General features: G+C 55.4%; 19 protein-coding genes. 9 read left to right on the top strand and 10 right to left on the bottom strand.

The window, feature by feature from the left end:
- Nucleotides 1-29: 29 nt before the first annotated feature.
- Nucleotides 30-818 (bottom strand): molybdenum-dependent transcriptional regulator, encoded by a 789-nt coding sequence (gene modE / locus KHQ26_RS11670; RefSeq protein ID WP_002895154.1) that lies wholly within the window; start codon nt 816-818, stop codon nt 30-32.
- Between the two features lie 152 nt (nt 819-970).
- Here modE and KHQ26_RS11665 point away from each other — a divergent pair, with 152 nt between their 5' ends.
- The 4 genes from KHQ26_RS11665 to modC all read left to right on the top strand — a co-directional run bounded on the left by KHQ26_RS11665 (nt 971) and on the right by modC (nt 3,786).
- Complete coding sequence (locus KHQ26_RS11665) at nt 971-1,120, top strand: AcrZ family multidrug efflux pump-associated protein (RefSeq protein WP_002895156.1); 150 nt, start codon at nt 971-973, stop codon at nt 1,118-1,120.
- A 142-nt stretch (nt 1,121-1,262) separates the two neighbouring features.
- The gene (modA, locus tag KHQ26_RS11660) at nt 1,263-2,036 is read left to right on the top strand and encodes a molybdate ABC transporter substrate-binding protein (RefSeq protein WP_004176834.1); all 774 of its coding nucleotides are present in this window, start codon (nt 1,263-1,265) and stop codon (nt 2,034-2,036) included.
- Complete coding sequence (gene modB, locus KHQ26_RS11655) at nt 2,036-2,725, top strand: molybdate ABC transporter permease subunit (RefSeq protein ID WP_002895159.1); 690 nt, start codon at nt 2,036-2,038, stop codon at nt 2,723-2,725. Before modA ends, modB begins: the two co-directional genes overlap by 1 nt.
- Before the next feature lie 2 nt (nt 2,726-2,727).
- On the top strand, nt 2,728-3,786 hold the full coding sequence (gene modC, locus KHQ26_RS11650) for a molybdenum ABC transporter ATP-binding protein ModC (RefSeq protein WP_004179075.1): 1,059 nt from the start codon (nt 2,728-2,730) through the stop codon (nt 3,784-3,786).
- On the opposite strand, the gene KHQ26_RS11645 is transcribed toward modC, so the two are convergent.
- Nucleotides 3,787-4,605, bottom strand: a complete 819-nt coding sequence (locus KHQ26_RS11645; RefSeq protein ID WP_002895164.1) for a pyridoxal phosphatase — start codon at nt 4,603-4,605, stop codon at nt 3,787-3,789. It abuts the gene before it with no gap.
- Nucleotides 4,606-4,833: 228 nt separating this feature from the next.
- On the opposite strand from KHQ26_RS11645, the gene pgl reads away from it, so the two are divergent.
- Nucleotides 4,834-5,829, top strand: a complete 996-nt coding sequence (gene pgl / locus KHQ26_RS11640) for a 6-phosphogluconolactonase (RefSeq protein ID WP_002895166.1) — start codon at nt 4,834-4,836, stop codon at nt 5,827-5,829.
- A gap of 110 nt (nt 5,830-5,939) precedes the next feature.
- Here the strand turns inward: pgl and KHQ26_RS11635 are convergent, their stop codons facing one another.
- The 3 genes from KHQ26_RS11635 to ycgZ all read right to left on the bottom strand — a co-directional run bounded on the left by KHQ26_RS11635 (nt 5,940) and on the right by ycgZ (nt 6,935).
- On the bottom strand, nt 5,940-6,206 hold the full coding sequence (locus KHQ26_RS11635; RefSeq protein ID WP_002895168.1) for a biofilm development regulator YmgB/AriR family protein: 267 nt from the start codon (nt 6,204-6,206) through the stop codon (nt 5,940-5,942).
- 51 nt (nt 6,207-6,257) lie between these two features.
- Nucleotides 6,258-6,563, bottom strand: coding sequence for a hypothetical protein (locus KHQ26_RS11630; RefSeq protein ID WP_004147654.1), 306 nt, complete (start codon nt 6,561-6,563; stop codon nt 6,258-6,260).
- Nucleotides 6,564-6,689: 126 nt separating this feature from the next.
- On the bottom strand, nt 6,690-6,935 hold the full coding sequence (ycgZ, locus tag KHQ26_RS11625; RefSeq protein ID WP_004151693.1) for a regulatory protein YcgZ: 246 nt from the start codon (nt 6,933-6,935) through the stop codon (nt 6,690-6,692).
- A 329-nt stretch (nt 6,936-7,264) separates the two neighbouring features.
- Between ycgZ and KHQ26_RS11620 the strand changes: the two genes are divergently transcribed.
- A complete protein-coding gene (locus KHQ26_RS11620; protein WP_004176831.1) occupies nt 7,265-8,476 on the top strand; it encodes a diguanylate phosphodiesterase in 1,212 nt (403 codons plus the stop codon).
- A 155-nt stretch (nt 8,477-8,631) separates the two neighbouring features.
- Nucleotides 8,632-9,366 carry a MerR family transcriptional regulator gene (locus tag KHQ26_RS11615; protein ID WP_004176830.1) on the top strand — a complete coding sequence of 245 codons (735 nt, stop codon included), beginning with the start codon at nt 8,632-8,634 and terminating at the stop codon, nt 9,364-9,366.
- A gap of 41 nt (nt 9,367-9,407) precedes the next feature.
- On the opposite strand, the gene KHQ26_RS11610 is transcribed toward KHQ26_RS11615, so the two are convergent.
- Both KHQ26_RS11610 and KHQ26_RS11605 read right to left on the bottom strand, forming a co-directional pair.
- Nucleotides 9,408-9,962: a helix-turn-helix transcriptional regulator gene (locus tag KHQ26_RS11610; protein ID WP_004151695.1), complete on the bottom strand. Its 555-nt coding sequence runs from the start codon at nt 9,960-9,962 to the stop codon at nt 9,408-9,410.
- 81 nt (nt 9,963-10,043) lie between these two features.
- Entirely contained in the window at nt 10,044-10,256 is a 213-nt protein-coding gene (locus KHQ26_RS11605) for a biofilm development regulator YmgB/AriR family protein (protein WP_002895280.1), read from the bottom strand.
- A gap of 384 nt (nt 10,257-10,640) precedes the next feature.
- Here KHQ26_RS11605 and KHQ26_RS11600 point away from each other — a divergent pair, with 384 nt between their 5' ends.
- Both KHQ26_RS11600 and KHQ26_RS11595 read left to right on the top strand, forming a co-directional pair.
- Nucleotides 10,641-10,787, top strand: coding sequence for a hypothetical protein (locus KHQ26_RS11600; RefSeq protein WP_004229842.1), 147 nt, complete (start codon nt 10,641-10,643; stop codon nt 10,785-10,787).
- A gap of 204 nt (nt 10,788-10,991) precedes the next feature.
- Nucleotides 10,992-11,498: a hypothetical protein gene (locus KHQ26_RS11595; protein ID WP_002895283.1), complete on the top strand. Its 507-nt coding sequence runs from the start codon at nt 10,992-10,994 to the stop codon at nt 11,496-11,498.
- A 16-nt stretch (nt 11,499-11,514) separates the two neighbouring features.
- Here KHQ26_RS11595 and KHQ26_RS11590 read toward each other — a convergent pair whose 3' ends face one another.
- From KHQ26_RS11590 to KHQ26_RS11580, 3 genes are read right to left on the bottom strand one after another with little or no spacing between them, the layout of a single operon-like run.
- Nucleotides 11,515-12,438 (bottom strand): acyltransferase, encoded by a 924-nt coding sequence (locus KHQ26_RS11590; protein ID WP_002895284.1) that lies wholly within the window; start codon nt 12,436-12,438, stop codon nt 11,515-11,517.
- A 38-nt stretch (nt 12,439-12,476) separates the two neighbouring features.
- On the bottom strand, nt 12,477-15,542 hold the full coding sequence (locus tag KHQ26_RS11585) for an efflux RND transporter permease subunit (RefSeq protein WP_211777888.1): 3,066 nt from the start codon (nt 15,540-15,542) through the stop codon (nt 12,477-12,479).
- Complete coding sequence (locus KHQ26_RS11580; RefSeq protein ID WP_020804493.1) at nt 15,543-16,628, bottom strand: efflux RND transporter periplasmic adaptor subunit; 1,086 nt, start codon at nt 16,626-16,628, stop codon at nt 15,543-15,545.
- Between the last annotated feature and the right edge of the window lie 439 nt (nt 16,629-17,067).

The raw sequence follows: 17,067 nt of genomic DNA, 5'->3' as shown, positions 1-17,067 counted from the left end.
ACGACTTCAGGCGCGTAATGTCAATGGGGTCAGCATAACGTCGCGAGAATGATGCGATCGGCATTGAAGTAAGCGATCGCCTCCGTTCCTTCCGCCAGGCCAGCGGCCTGCGCCTGTGGCAGGGTGGCGCACAGGGTTTGACCGTCCGCCAGGGTCATCAGTACTTCGCACTGTCCGGACCCGCATTCGATATGACTGATACGTCCCGACAGCTGGTTATCGGCCTGGCGGGCTGCTGCGGGATCGAGGGTGATGCCGACCCATGGCGCTTTGAGCAGGACCAGCACCTCCTGGCCCTCATCGAGTCCCAGCTTCTCAGCGCTTTGCGCGGTGATGGCGACGTTCAGGCGGGTTTTTCCGTCAGCCAACAGTACTTCCACGTGCTGCTGCACCTGCTGGCGATCGCGGCCGGTAATGGTGCCGAACCACTGGTTGCGGGCGCTGGTCTGCAGGGAAAAGCGCGAGATGGCCGCCAGCAGGCTATCCAGCGGCAGGGCATCGTCATCGCTGAGTACATCAAACGCTTTCTGCTGGATCTGCGCCAGCAGATCGTACAGCTGGATCAGACGCTGCCCGTAGCGGGTCAGCACCGCGCCGCCGCCGCCCTTTCCGCCGGTGGCGCGATCCACCAGCGGTTGTTCGCTGAGCTGGTTCATCTCATTGATGGCATCCCAAGCGCTCTTATAGCTGATACCCGCATGCTTCGCCCCCTGGCTTATCGAACCGGTCTGGTCAATCTGTTTGAGCAGGGCGATCCGCCGCGGATCGGCAAACAGGCGCTGCTGTAGCTTAAGGGTGAGAAGAATTTCGGCCTGCATAATCGTTTCCTGACAAAAAAGGGTATTGTGACCGATAGTCGCCCACTTGCAAAACCTCTCTGCGCGGTTGGTCATTACCCACCGCACAAATGGGACGTGTTTTTTCGGCTGAAATCGTTACAATCAGGAAATCATACTATCTGGAGTGAACCATGTTAGAGCTTTTGAAAAGTCTGGTTTTTGCGGTCATCATGGTACCGGTGGTGATGGCGGTCATCCTGGGACTGATTTACGGTCTTGGCGAAGTGTTCAACCTCTTCTCCGGCGTAGGCCACAAAGATCGCAGCCAGCAAAATCACTGATTTCCCGGCGCCCGGTTTAACCGGGCGCTGTGCTATTTCCCTCCTGTATCATTTCCCTTCGTTTTATTGTCCTGTATCACTATAAAAACGCTTCGCATATCGTTATATTATCGACTACATAACGCATTGACAGGAGAGTAAGATGGCAGGTTCTTGGTTACGCGGGGTTGTCGGGGTATCACTCACGCTGTGCGTCGCGGGTCAGGCGCTGGCGGCAGAGGGTAAAGTGACCGTTTTCGCCGCCGCATCGTTAACCAACGCGATGCAGGATATTGCCCAGGCGTACAAGAAAGAAAAAAACGTCGAGGTCGTGTCGTCGTTTGCCTCGTCTTCAACGCTGGCGCGGCAGATAGAAGCGGGTGCGCCAGCGGACCTGTTTATCTCCGCCGATCAGAAATGGATGGATTACGCGGCAGATAAAAAGGCCATCGATCCGGCAACCCGCGCCACTCTGCTTGGCAACAGCCTGGTGGTGGTCGCGCCGAAAGCCAGTGCGCAGGGGGCGATAACCATTGATGAGAAAACCGACTGGACCAGCCTGCTGAAAGGAGGCCGTCTGGCGGTGGGCGATCCACAGCATGTCCCGGCCGGTATCTATGCCAAAGAGGCACTGCAGAAACTCGGTGCCTGGGAGACGTTGTCGCCGAAGCTCGCCCCGGCTGAAGACGTGCGCGGTGCGCTGGCGCTGGTGGAGCGCAACGAAGCGCCGCTGGGGATTGTCTATGGCTCCGATGCCGTGGCCAGCAAGGGGGTGAAAGTGGTCGGCACCTTCCCGGAAGCCTCGCATCAGAAAGTCGAGTACCCGCTGGCGATTGTCGATGGGCACCGCAATGCGGCTGTGAGCGCCTTCTATGACTACCTGAAAGGGCCGGAAGCGTCCGCTATCTTTAAACGTTACGGATTTACCACCCGCTGATGTTTCTGAGCGAACCCGAATGGCAGGCGGTGCTGCTGAGCCTGAAAGTCTCCTCCCTGGCGGTGGCCTTGAGCCTGCCCTTTGGCATCTTTTTTTCCTGGCTGCTGGTCCGGCGCACCTTTCCCGGCAAGGCACTGCTCGACAGTATTCTCCATCTGCCGCTGGTGCTGCCTCCGGTGGTGGTGGGGTATCTGCTGCTGGTGGCCATGGGGCGGCGCGGGTTTATTGGCAGCTGGCTGTATGACTGGTTCGGCATCAGCTTTGCTTTTAGCTGGCGCGGGGCGGTGCTGGCGGCGGCGGTGATGTCTTTCCCGCTGATGGTGCGCGCCATTCGCCTGGCGCTGGAAGGGGTGGACGTCAAACTGGAGCAAGCGGCGAGAACCCTCGGGGCCAGCCGCTGGCGGGTATTTTTGACCATTACGTTGCCGTTGACTCTGCCGGGGATTATTGTCGGCACGGTGCTGGCCTTCGCCCGCTCGTTAGGGGAGTTTGGCGCGACCATCACGTTCGTTTCCAATATTCCCGGTGAAACGCGCACCCTCCCTTCGGCGATGTACACCTTGATTCAAACCCCGGGCGGGGAGGGGGCGGCGGCCCGCCTCTGCCTCATCGCCATCGGTCTGGCGCTGGTTTCGCTGCTGATCTCGGAATGGCTGGCCCGCGTGAGCCGCCAGCGCATGGGAGGATAATGATGCTGGAGCTGGACTTTACCCAGACCCTCGGTAGCCACTGCCTGCAGATCCGTGAAACTCTGCCCGCCAGCGGGATCACCGCCGTCTTTGGCGTCTCCGGCGCGGGCAAAACCTCGTTGATTAACGCCATCAGCGGCCTGACCCGACCCCAGGCGGGGCGGATCGTGCTCAATGGCCGGGTGCTGAACGACACCGCGCAGCGTATCTGCCTGGCGCCGGAGCAGCGCCGTATCGGCTATGTCTTTCAGGATGCGCGCCTGTTTCCCCATTATAAAGTGCGCGGCAATCTGCAGTATGGGATGGCGAAATCCATGGTCAGCCAGTTCGATAAGCTGGTGGATCTGCTGGGGATTGCGCCCTTGCTGGATCGTCTGCCGGGCCGGTTATCCGGCGGCGAAAAGCAGCGAGTGGCCATCGGCCGCGCCCTGCTGACCGCGCCGGAGCTATTGCTGCTGGATGAGCCGCTGGCCTCGCTGGACATTCCGCGCAAACGCGAACTGTTGCCCTACCTGCAGCGGCTGGCGCAGGAGATCCATATTCCGATGCTCTACGTCAGCCACTCGCTGGATGAGATCCAGCATCTGGCCGATCGCGTGCTGGTGCTGGAGGCCGGTAAGGTGAAAGCTTTCGGTCCGCTGGAGGAGGTCTGGAGCAGCAGCGTGATGCACCCCTGGCTGCCCGCGGAACAGCAGAGTACGATCCTCAGCGCCACCGTCGCCGCGCAGCATCCGCAGTATGCGATGACGGCCCTGGCGCTGGGGGACCAGTTGCTGTGGGTCAACCGGCTCGAACGTCCCGCAGGCGACACCGCACGGATCCGCATTCAGGCGTCGGACGTTTCGCTGACACTGGCCCAGCCGTCCGGGACCAGCATCCGCAATATCTTGCGCGCCGAGGTGGCTCAGTGTCTGGAGGTCAACGGACAGATTGAAGTGCAGCTCAGAGTGAGTGACCGTCTGCTATGGGCCAGGATTAGCCCATGGGCGCGGGACGACCTGGCGATAGCGCCAGGTCAGCAGGTGTTTGCCCAGATCAAAAGCGTGTCGATCGCCGCCTGATTACAGCAGTTGGCGGTAGATAAACTCGGCGATGCTCGTGGACTCATTGTCGCCGATGACTATGTTGGCGCGGGCTTTCACCTCGTCCACCGCGTTGCCCATCGCCACCCCGGTGCCCGCCGCTTCCAGCATGCTAAGATCGTTGTAGTTATCGCCGAAGGCCACCACATCCTGCATCGACAGCCCCTGGTCGGCCACCCATTGCGCCAGGCGTTTGCCTTTGCTGTTGCCGGCGCGCGCGATATCCACCTGATCGTGCCACGACCATTCGCACTCGAGGCCCAGCGTCTCGCCAACCTGCTGCGCAAACCGCTGCAGGCGGGGAATGTCGTCATCGGTGAGAGCGAATTTCCATACCGCGTTAACTTCGCGAACCGCCTGCGCCAGCGAATCGACCTGAGCGAAAACCGGACGCTGATCTTCCGGTAACGCCTGCGCCCAGTTGCGGGTGCGGATCACATGCCCGGTGGGGTGTTCATAAAGCATCGCGTCGTCCACATATGCCAGGCCGTGGATCTGCTGTTTGGCGAGCATGGCAGTGAGGCTTACCGCTTGCTCTACCGGCATAGGATCGGCGGCCAAAACCTTTTTTGCGTGATAATCATACAAATAGGTGCCATTACAACAAATTGCAGGTGTATCGAGAGCCAGTGCCTGATAAAAAGGATGGATAGCGACGTGATGACGTCCGGTGACGACGATGACCTGATAGCCTGCCTCTCTGGCGCGGGCCAGTGCCTCCAGCGAAGCGGGCAGAATGGTTTTTTTGCTGGTAAGCAGGGTGCCGTCTAAATCCAGGGCAATCACGCGTGTTGTCATGTGTTATTTCCGGTTGATGTTGAAAAGTGACCTGGCCATGATGGTACACCGCCGTGGCGTCAGGACCAATTTTTCCACATCTGCCGTGAATGTCTGTATGCCCTTTGTGCCGCCGTCCGGCGGAAATTCGGCGGACGATGCGAGTATCATGGGCGGATGTCTTATAATTTTCAGGGTGCTGTTATCCTGAAAATGAAAATTCCACGTGCAGTGAGGGAAGGAGTAGTCATGAAACAAACCGTTTATACCGCCAGCCCGGAAAGCCAACAAATCCATGTCTGGAGTCTTGAAGCGGACGGCAAACTGACGCTGGTGCAGGTGGTTGATGCCCCAGGGCAGGTCCAGCCGATGGTGGTCAGCCCCAACAAGGAATTTCTGTACGTTGGCGTTCGTCCGGAGTTTCGCGTGCTGGCCTATCGCATCACGCCGGATAACGGGGCGTTAACCTTTGCGGGCGAAGCTGCGCTGCCGGGCAGCCCGACCCATATCTCTACCGATCGTCATGGCCGCTTTGTCTTCAGCGCCTCCTACAATCAGGGCTGTGTCAGCGTGACCCCGCTGCACGACGGCCTGCCGGGCGAAACCATCACCGTGGTGGAAGGGCTGGAAGGCTGCCACTCGGCCAATATCTCCCCGGATAATCGCACCCTGTGGGTGCCGGCGCTGAAGCAGGATCGCATTTGCCTGTTTACCCTCAGCGACGATGGTTTCCTCTCGGCACAGGAGCCCGCGGAAGTGACGACCGTCGAGGGCGCCGGTCCGCGTCACATGGTATTCCATCCCAACCAGCAGTATGGTTACTGCGTCAATGAGCTAAACAGCTCGATTGACGTCTGGGAGCTGAAAGATCCTAAGGGCAACATCGAATGTGTACAGACCCTGGATATGATGCCGCCTGATTTTAGCGGCGTGCGCTGGGCGGCGGATATTCATATCACCCCGGATGGCCGTCATCTTTACGCCTGCGATCGTACCGCCAGCATCATCACGGTGTTCAGCGTTTCGGAAGATGGTAGCGTGCTGGCGGTAGAAGGCTATCAGCCTACCGAGACCCAGCCGCGCGGCTTTAACCTCGATCACAGCGGTAAATATCTCATTGCCGCCGGGCAGAAGTCGCACCATATCGCGGTGTACGACATCGTCGGTGAGCAGGGACTGCTGCAGGAGAAAGGCCGCTATGCGGTTGGGCAGGGGCCGATGTGGGTGGTGGTCAACGCCCACTGAACCGCCATCAGGTAAAAGAAAAAACCTCGCCTTAGCGAGGTTTTTTTTGCTCAGAGCGGACAGGCTCTGCGGAGAAGGCGTTGTCCTGGCGGGCCAGAAGCGTGGCGACGTTAGATATCGTCCATGGTGTAGCCAACGACAATCTCCAGTGTTTTTCGGATCACGTCCGCGGTCACCACGTCATCGGTGGTTTCCAGCGCCTGAATCAGCCATAAAATAATGGCCTTATTGTTCAGGTGACCCTCGGACTGGAGAATACTGTTGATGGCGAGCGACATGACGGCGGACTCATCAACCAGTTTATCACCGGCGTTACGGAAATAGTCGGAGAGCGCGGTGTCCTGCAGTCTTGCGTAAATATCTGGTTGCTGATGCATAGTCTGTCTCATCACATTCTCACTCTGTTTAATTCACCATGGTTGGGATAATCAGTGGATCTTTTTAGCTTCCGACGGCATGCTGTCTGGCGCCAGCGAACCTCTGGTTTCCCAACGGCCATTGATTTTCTTTACCTGTAAAGGCGCGTACTTCCGCTGACGGATAAGCTTCGCGCAAATTTCTTCGATCACGGCAGCGATGATCTTTCTACGCTGGCGATCTGGTTCTGTCGCCTGCATTAACCGAAGTCGAACCAGCAGGGTCGGGGTGGTAATCGGGCGATTCGTTTTCAGAAGCGCTAGAACCGCCTCGCCGATGATTTCATCGGTTATTTCCTCAGTTTCACTGTTATTCATAACCGTCTCTATGCATGCCACCCTTTTCCTGAATAGGCGAACGGCATTCAGGTCAGCAGCAGGTTTGTGGAAGCGATCGCCCCTCATCTGCTACTGCGGCGCTGCAACAGGCGACGATCGATGACGTTATTCCTGGCCAGCAAACAGCAGACCAATTAAGGTCTGATAGTGGCTCTCTTCCTCCGGCGCGCGAGCGCGGTCCAGGCGGCTCAACAGTTTGGTGCATAGCGCTTTGCGGTTGAGATGACGCCCTTCGTTAAGAATATCCATCACGATCTGACCCAGGGTTTCCTGCTGGGAAGGCAAAGATGCTTTGTTGAAATACTGGGCAATTGCGTTCGCTGTATCTGGAATGTAACCATTCTGCTGCATATGTGCTCCTTTCATTTCATTCATCTGTTAACTGCCATTAAACTTATACAATAATTATTAACCTGTACACACAAAGTTGCACAATAATGATTCATATGAGGTTAACTGTATGATTTTTAATTGTTTAATTTTTTTTGCCTGGCGCGGTTCTGGCTTGTGAAGGTGGGGTTTAGCGTTGCATGTTGTACAAGGAAAGAAAAAAAGGAAAAACCTTGCACAAAAAAGGGATTTTTAGTGTATCTTTTTTGTTAAGACAAAACGTAGTTTTACGAGACCCTTAGCCTGATAACTGCTACTGTGAATGCTTATCCCTCCCATCTGGAATCACTATGCTAACCACCATCATTTATCGCAGCCATATCTGCGACAATGTCTCATTCAAATCGATCGAGGCCATGGTCGCCAGGGCAAACGAAAGAAATGGGCAGGCGGACGTCACCGGTATTTTACTTTTTAACGGGACGCATTTTTTTCAACTCATTGAGGGGCCTGAAGAAAAGGTTCAGGATATTTATCAGCATATCTGCCAGGATCCTCGCCACTATAATCTGGTGGAGTTGCTTTGCGATTATGCACCGTCCCGTCGTTTTGGTAAGGTCGGGATGGAACTGTTTGATTTACGCGAACACGATCGCGAGGAAGTTCTGCAGGCGGTGATGGACCGGGGGACGTCAAAATATCAGCTCACCTATGATGACCGGGCGCTGCAATTTTTCCGTACTTTTGTCGAAGCCACAGAAAAAGCGAACTATTTTGAGATTCCTTCCGCAGATAGTTGGGTTTTTATTCCTGATAAGGAGACGTTCTATCCTGATACCCCGATTATCGATAATACGGAAGGTTGTTCCTTTGCCTTCCAGCCGATTGTCGACCCTTTCGCCTGCGAAATTATTTCGTGGGAAGCGCTGTTGCGTACACCGGACGGGCAATCCCCCGGCGCCTATTTTGCCGGGCTGACCGGGGACGATATTTATCTCGCTGACCTGCACAGTAAACGGGTGGCGTTGTCGCTGGCGGGAAAATTAGGTTTACGTAATAAGGCGTTAAGCATTAATTTACTGCCGATGACCATGGTCAAAGCGCCGAATGCGGTGGCTTTCCTGCTCGACGAAATTAGTCGCAATGACCTTATTCCGGAGCAGATTATTGTCGAGTTCACTGAGCGGGAAGTGATTTCGCGGATGGACGATTTTACCGATGCGGTGCGCAAACTGAAGGGCGCGGGAATTAATCTTGCCATCGATCACTTCGGCGCCGGGTTTGCCGGGCTATCGCTGCTGGCGCAATACCAACCCGACAGAATTAAAATCGACCATGAGCTGATCCGCAATATCCACCAGGACGGACCGCGCCAGTCGATTGTACAGGCGATTATCAAATGCTGTACTTCTCTGGAGATTGCGGTCTCAGCCGTCGGCGTTGAGCGTGCTGAAGAGTGGATGTGGCTGGAATCAGCCGGTATTTCACAGTTTCAGGGCAATTTGTTCGCCAGCGCGCGCCTGGGGGGCCTACCCGCCGTCGCATGGCCGGAGAAAAAATGAACCACCGCGAAATCAGCTAAACATTTTTTCATCTTTTTTCCCGGGCGCTGTGAGCCGCAACCTGATATCTTTATCTGTACAAGAAAATAGAGTTGTACAGGATGCCTGAATTCGTTAGTTTAGGTATTAAGGTATCAGGTTGATGTGAGGCTGCTATGGCGTTTTACAGTATCGGTGAAGTCGCCGAACGTTGCGGAATCAATCCGGTCACACTGCGCGCCTGGCAGCGTCGTTACGGTCTACTGAAACCGCAGCGTAGCGAAGGCGGGCATCGACAATTTGATGAAGAAGATATCCTGCGTATCGAAGAGATCAAGCGCTGGATAGAGCGCGGTGTATCAGTAGGGAAAGTCAAAGCGCTGCTGGAGGATAACCTGCCGGCGGCGCGCGACGAATCCGCGCATCTTCAGGAAGAGATGATGTCCATTCTGCGTTATATGCAACCCGCCAGAATCCGCGCCAAATTAATGGCGCTCAGTCATCAACACCCCGTCGACACCCTCATCGATAGCCTGTTAGTGCCGGTACGACAGCGTCTCAAGTTGGATCAGAATACCTCGCTGGTGATTAGCAGCATGCTGGACGGCCTGTTAATTGACTGCGTAGCGTTGTTTCTCGCCGAAGCGCGTAAAAAAAATGGCAAAGAGACGCTGCTGGTGGGCTGGAGCAATGAGGACAGGACGCGTCTGTGGCTGGAGGCATGGCGTCTTTCCCAACGCGGCTGGCATGTCAACGTTCTCGCCGAACCGCTGGAGTCGCCGCGGCCTGAGCTATTTCCCGGGCAGCATATTTTCGTCTGGACCGGACGTGCCGCCACGCCTCTGCAGGAGGAGTTGCTCAGCCACTGGCAGGAGCAGGGCTTCAGCATCCATTTTCACGGCCAAAATTAAGCGCCCCGATCCGTGGTGCGGATCAGGGCTTGAGTGCTGGGTTACAGGTGAATCTGGCTCCAGGATTTGAACGTTTCGCTGCGGCTGATATTAAAAAAATCGGTTCTACCGCTGCAGCCGAGCTTTTTAATCAGATTCAGCCGGATCTGATAAATGGTTTTTATATGCAGGTTTAGCGACCGGCCAATGCTGGCGACCGCTTCGCCATTGCTGATAAGTTGAATAACTTTCTTTTCCCGCTCGGTAAACTGCACCGAGGCGCCTGGCGCCGGATGGGTTTTGTAATAGCGGGTGGGTTGATGCAGAAATATCTTTAACTCTTCCGGCGTCGAGTTGGCCGGTAAGCGCAGCATAGGCAGTTCACTAAGAAAATTAAGATCGTTGCCTTCGGTTAACAGAATAAATAATGTATCCCGCCGATTATAGTTGTGCTGCAGTACCGCGAAATAATTGTCGCTGGTGAAGAAAACATGTTTTTTGCGGAAGTAAGATGCCGGCAGGCTATTCAGGATCAGCGACATCCCATAGAGAAGAAAACCATTATCAAACCACAGATCGTAATGCTCAGAACGATAGCAAGTATTATGGTGTGACATTTTTTTGCCTCAGTTAGCCGATAGAGACCCAGGCGCGCCGGTACAGCAGGTCGAAGCCTGCTGCCAGCACAGTGGGTTTATTTAATGATGAGGTTTGCTGTACAGCATATCCAGCGCCTGCAGATAGAGATCGGAAAGTATTTCGTTACTTTCCGTTTGCAGACGATGCTGGATTTCCGTAATCATCCGCTCATTATTTACCGTTCTGTGCTGCTTAATGAGCGTATTCTCAATATTCTTCATCAGGGCCGAATTGAAGACAAACTCTGCTGGAATGGTATTTTTAATATGCATAGCTCGAACTCTCCCACGTATAAAGCAAACAGACAATAAAAGTCGCAGCGTACCGTTGGTACGCGCCAAGTCACGAACAGGAAATGTATAACCAGGAACCACCGTCCGACTCGCTGCGCAATCGTCAAGCTTCCCCGCTTTGTTGCGCAACAAGCAGTTAACACTCCAAAACTATAGACGCTGATTTCACTATGTACAACTTTTTTCATTACTATATGTACAACGTAACGGCTTATTTTTTGTGTGTGTTTTAATTGGTTGATTTATAATGATTTTATTAAGTGATAACTTGTACAGAAAAGTCGGGTTGTGCAGGATTTCGCTGTAAAACCAGCGGGAAGAAGCTGATGATGGTAGAAGAAAGCCAATTGTGAAAATTCTGTCATGGCTGGCGAAATGCATGAAATTGCGCCGACGCGCGAAGGGGTAAACAGCAACGCTGTCGTCGACAGGTGGCTTTCTTCCGCGTCGGACTCTGAGCATAGCGGAAAATATGATGAGGCTTTGTCTGCTTTTTGCACAGTAAGGTAAAGGGGTAACGTCTGCCATGTCGTAAACGGCCCATTCGATTTGTTGGCGAATAAGGGCTGTGCTACGCTTTTTGGTAACGACGCGGCGGTTTGGCATCGTTATCTTTCCCCCATTTCCCTGTCGAGTCTTATACCCCTGTCACGACCGGTAAATACGGCAAAAGCTTTCTGTCCCTGGACAGGCCTTGAGGACTGAGGAGGGAAAATGCGCGGCAAAAGCGTGATGCTCCTGGCCGGGTTAGCCTCTCTCGCGCAGGCGAACGAACTTAACCTCTATTCTGTGAATACCGGTTCCTATGTTTACCATCTGACCAATAATCACGGACAATATACAGAGAATTTCGAAAACCATTTTTTCTCAGTGGAGCGGAAATTCTCTGCAGACTCCAAATACAGCCTTCTGCTTGGCACTATGAATAACAGCTTCAACGATCGCTGCCTGGCGCTGGGGGTGAGAAGAGACTGGTACCACAGCGGCAGCGGGTGGACCTTCAAAGGCGTTTACGGCTATACCGGCGAATTCTTCTTCGACGCCTTCGAGCATTGCGGTGATCATGGCTCCTATAAAGACTTTAAGGACGCCACGGGGATCGGCTTTTCACCCTATATCTACCACGCTATCCAGTATAACTTCACCGATTATTTCGCCGTTGAAAGCGGCATTATTATTCCCAGCGTGTTTGTGATTAGTATCCAGTGGAGCTTCCGCTAAATCGTCCCGTTGTCGGTTACAAGGTAATCACCTTCCTGAGCAGCGTACTGGAGAGCGCGGCAAGGGAAATGAGCACCGACAGGACAAAGGTCAGCGCTATTACCCCCAGCTTGGTGGCTAGCGAATGCACAGGGATGAGCATCACCAGCAGGTGAAACACGGAATAGTGGAGGATATAAACTCCGGTCATCGCTTTACTGACCGTCGCCAGCACGGCCTCTTTCCACTCGCGGTTCTTTTTAAACTGCACGGCGTTAGCGGCGATCACCAGCAGGACGATCAGGATATAAATTTGCGATCCCGTGAGAATGAACGCATTACGATCTGCTTTAAACAGGGCGAAGAAGAAATGGCGTTCATAAAACCAGGTAAATAAATAGACAAAGGGCAGGGCGATAATCGACCCTTTAATCACCTGTGGGTTGCGTATCCACTCCGCGACCTTTGGATCGTTAAACAACTGCCCGGTTAAATAAAACAGTAGCCATGTCCACAGGCGATACTGCGGCGGCAAACTGAAAAGATGTCTGTCCGGGTAGATCACCGAGAGCAGGTCGTAACCGTAGGAGCAGCACAGCAGCGTCAGGAGCACGGCGAAAAAGAGCCCGCGCCGCTGGCTGAGCCAGGCGATCAAAGGATGAAAGGTATAGATGACAATCAGGGCGAAAATAAACCAGGGCTGGATCAGGTAGCCGCGCTGGTAAGGCTCCCAGACATAATAGACCGTCACCCAAAACAGAAAGACGATGACCACGCTTTTAATTTTACCAATTTGCCAGTTGGCATCGTGGCGCGTCTGCGCATCAAGATAGCCGGCCACGACAAAAAACAGCGGCGTCGCGATGGTCGAGATAAAGGTCAGCAGCCCGAGGATCCAGTGATAGTCATAATCAAAGCGATCCCAGGTGTTATAGATGGTGAAAAAGGTCACCGCTGTCATACAGCCTAATGTCTTGATAATGCTCAGACCGGTACTGTTCATCGTTGAGGCGTCATATCCTTATGGTGAAAGCAGGCGTAAATAACCGGCAGAACCAGCAGCGTCAGCACGGTGGCAAAGGCGAGGCCGAACATGATCACCACCGCCATACTCTGGAAAAAGACATCGCGCAGCAGCGGGGCCAGGCCAAGTACGGTGGTGAAGGCGGTCAGCAGGATCGGCCGCAGACGAGAGGTTGCCGCATCAATAATAGCTTGTCGTTGATCTTTCTCCTGTTTTTGTTGCTCTATCTCTTCTACCAGCACAATGCCGTTACGGATCAGCATACCGCTCAGGCTGAGCAAGCCGATTAAGGCCATAAAGCCGAAGGGGATGCCGGTAAGCAGAAAGCCGGGTGTGACCCCGATCAGCGCCAGCGGAACGGTCAGCCAGATGGCGACGGCGTTTTTCAGCGAACTGAACATCAGCACCGTTATGATAAACATCACCAGATAGCCAAGCGGCAGGGTTGTAAACAGCCCCTGCTGCGCCTCACTGGAGTTCTCGGCATCGCCGCCCCATTCGATACGGTAGCCGTGGGGCAGCGGCAGTGCGTCAATGCGCGGTTTCACCCGCGCGAGAATATCACCCGAGGTTTGGCCGCTTAGCGGGCTGGGGTCGGTCTGGACCGTCAGCACCCGGGTACGATCCCGGCGGAGGATCAACGGATCTTCCCACTCCAGGGCGAAACCATTGATGACGTTACTCAGCGGGATATATTGCTGGCGACTCTGGCTCCAGACCAGCACATTATTCAGATGGTTGGCATCCTGACGTTCTGCTTCCGGCGGCCGGACGATCACTGGCAGCAGATCGGCCCCTTCACGATATAACCCGGCGCGACTCCCGGAGAAATTCATCTCCAGCGCGTTATCAATATCCTGTTTATCCACCCCCAGCTCGCGTCCCAGCGCCGGGGAATACTGCGGGCGGATCACTTTGCTGCGGTTCTGCCAGTCATTACGCACGCTGTCGGTCGCCGGGTCCGCGGCGAGGATATCGCCTACCTGACTCGCCAGCGCGCGCAGCGTATCCGGGTCTGGGCCCTTAATGCGCACCTCAATCGCGCTATCTCCGGAGGGGCCGAACATAATGCGTTTGGTGCTGGCGTTAACCTGCGGGTAGTTTCTGGCAATCCAGTCCTCCACGTGGCGGGTGACAGGGGCGATGCCGCGTTGATCATCCATCCGCACCATAATCTGCGCGTAGTTGCTGTACTGGCGCTGCCCGCTGTAGGTGAGAATGAAACGCATACTGCCCTGGCCGATGGTGGAGACGGTGGTGACCACCCCCGGCTGACCGGCTATCGACCGCTCGATATCCCGGGTCATCTTCTCCGTGGCGTTTATATCGGTACCGTAGGGTAGCCACAGGTCGACAAAGAATATAGGCGTATTCGATGACGGAAAAAAATTCTGCCGAACAAAGGTAAAGCCCCAGATCGCTCCGGCTAACAGCGCGCCCATCAGCACCAGGGTCAGGGTCTTTTGCTGCAGCAGTATTCGCAGCGCCTGCTGATAGCCACGGTAAAAGCTGCCGCGGTAAGGATCGGCCTTTTCCTCCGCGGCGGCGGCCGACGGGGCGTTTTTAAACAGCCACCACTTAATAAGCACCGGGGTGATGGTCAGAGCGGAAAACCAGCTCAGCATCAGGGAGATCAGCAGCACCTGGAACAGCGATTTGCAATACTCCCCGGTAGAGTCCTGGGAGAGGCCAATCGGCGCGAAGGCGAGGATGGCGATGATCGTCGCGCCAAGCAGCGGCAGGGCAGAGCGACGGATCACATAGTTAATCGCGCCCAGCAGCGGAGAGCCTTGCTGACGGGCGATGAGCACCCCTTCGACAATCACAATGGCATTGTCCACCAACATACTCAGGGCGATGATAAGCGCTCCGAGGGAGATCCGTTGTAGTTCGATCCCCCAGATATACATGATAAGCAGGGTGCCGAGAACGTTGAGCGCCAGCGACAGAGCAATAATAATCCCGCTGCGCACCCCCATAAATACCAGCAGCACGCCGACGACAATCGCCAGGGCCATCAGAAAATTGGTAATAAAGCCATTGACCGAGTGGGCGACCTCAGCTGCCTGATCGTAAAAAATAGCGATGTCGATGCCCGCCGGTTTGTCGGCGGCCATCTGCTGGAGGCGGGCCTCGAGAGCGTGGCCGACGTCAATAACGTTGACGTCTGGGATAAAAGAAACTCCCATGGTCACCGCCTGGCGCCCGTTGGCATGATAGATACTGGCCGGCGAGTCGGTTAGCCCGCGCGACAGCGTAGCAATATCCCGCAGTCGGGTGGTGGCGCTGGCGCCGTGAGGGCTGACCAGTAGATCTCCCAGCTCATCGATGCTCTGAAACTCACCGGTGGGGTGGAGGCGGATCGATTCGCTGCCAACGCGGATTTCCCCGGCGCTGGACACCACGTTGAGTCGGGCCAGGATTGCGGCGAGCTGGTTGAGGGTGATCCCGCGCGCCGCCATCTTCGCCAGCGAGATATCCACATTGATCTGCTGCGGAATGACGCCGCCGATAGCGACTTTACCGACCCCCGGCACCAGCACCAGTTCCCGGCGCAACTGTTCGGCATAGCGCACCAGCTCCGGGTTGGTAAAACTGTCGCCCGAGATAGCGAAGAAAAAGCCAAACACATCGCCAAAGTCGTCGTTGACGAAAGGGGGGACTACGCCAGGGGGGAAAAGGCGGCTGGCGTCACCGACCCGGCGACGTAGCTCATCCCAGATTTGCGGCAGCTCGCTGGAATGGTACTGCGAAGCAATATTCACCGTAATTTGCGATAAGCCATTCGAGGAGATGGAGCTGACGTTATCCAGCGAGGGAAGCTGCTGAATCGCGTTTTCCAGCGGCAGGGTAACCTCCTCTTCCACCTGCTGAGCGGACGCGCCAGGGTAGTGGGTGACGATCACCGCCGTTTTGATGGTGAAGGCGGGATCTTCCAGGCGGCCGATATTGAGCAGGGCGAACAGGCCACCCACCCCTAACAGCAAAATGGCTAACCAGACGCGGGTCGAGTTGTTAATAAACTGACGGGAAATATCCATTTATAATCCTCGTTCACGCGTCCAGACCCGCACCGGCTGCCCGGCATGCAGCTCGCTCACGCCCGCCGCAACCACCTGTTCACCCGCGCGGAGACCGTCGGTGATCGCCACTCCCTGCGAAGTCACCTCGCCGACGGTGACCTTACGCTCCTCAAGATATCGATGCGCGTTATCGCCTTTCACCACCCAGACTACCGGCTCGTTCTTTGGCCGGTTATCGGGGTTAAACACCGCCTCCGCTGGCACAATGAGGGTTTCCCGTCCGGCGCTGGCCGGTAAATTGCCGAGATTGACCGTCACGGTGCCGCTGACCCCGCCGACGACGGGAAAATCATCTGGCCGCGGCATGGTTAACACGATCTGCCAGGTGAGGGTGCTATTGTCGCTGCTGCCGGTATGCTCTTTGTATTCCGCGGTAAACTCGCGGCCCGGCAGGGTATTGATCCTGACGACGGGACGGTAGGCGGTATTGCGGATATCCAGGGAGGTGAACAGATTTTCGGGAATGCTGAAGACCACATCCAGCAGGTCGGTCCGCGTCAGGGTGATCACCGGTTGGCCGGCGGCGACCACCTGATGGTTGCGGATATGCACGCCGGCGGCAATCCCGCTAAAGGGCGCGATGAGGCTCATTTGCGCCAGCTCTTCGCGAGCGATTTTTAAGGCCGCATTGGTGGCATCGCGATTGGCGCGCTGCACGTCCATCTCCGCCTGGGAAATAGCCTGGCGCCCGGCCAGAGTCTGGAAGCGGTCGAACTGACGCTGGGCGAGAGTGGCCGCCGTTTGCCGCTCATTGACCCGTTGCTGGGCCTCGCGGGCATTCAGGCGCGCCAGCGTTTGCCCCTGGGCGACGCTTGCCCCCTGACGAATATCTAGCGACTCCACCTGGCCACCCCGCTTAAACGACAGTTCGGTGGAATCGCCAGACTCAATGCGTGCCGGAAACGTTCGCTGCTGGGTATTGCCCACGGCGGTCACCTGCGCCACTTTAACCATGCGCGGGGCGGACTCGACGGTGGGGGCTTTCTGATCGCAAGCGGTTGTAAATATAATAACAACCGGGATGAGAGAAAAATAACGGTTCACAATATTCCCCTCAGATTCAGGATTTATTTTACATTTTTATTACATGGCGCCTGCTTATTCTGCGAGAGCGGCGACGACCAGATAAGTGAAGAGCCCCACCGCTGTGCAGGCGACAATGGCCAGCGCGACAAACAAACCCAGGCGTAACAGGCTATAACCCAACATAATTTCCTCCCTTTACTCCCACCCGAACCGTGAATGTCATTTAATTCGGCCCCCACTGTGACCACCGGACATTCGGAGCGGCATGCCTGCTTGTAATCAGCATAGTCGGAGAAAATATGAAGTGTTAAAAAAGAGAATGCCGCGAGCGTTGGCGGCATTGAGGGGAAAGCGCAGGAGATCCGCAGGGAATATGCGGTTTTTATAATATTTTTCAGTCTATTAATCCGCTATTTTCTAATGTTAATTTTCCTGTGCTACGTTTAATAACATCTAT

It is taken from the genome of Klebsiella sp. 10 (assembly GCF_018223925.1).
Lineage (GTDB): Bacteria > Pseudomonadota > Gammaproteobacteria > Enterobacterales > Enterobacteriaceae > Klebsiella > Klebsiella pneumoniae.
The sequence above is the reverse complement of the archived record's forward strand: the minus strand, read 5'-3'. Positions and strand labels throughout refer to the sequence as shown.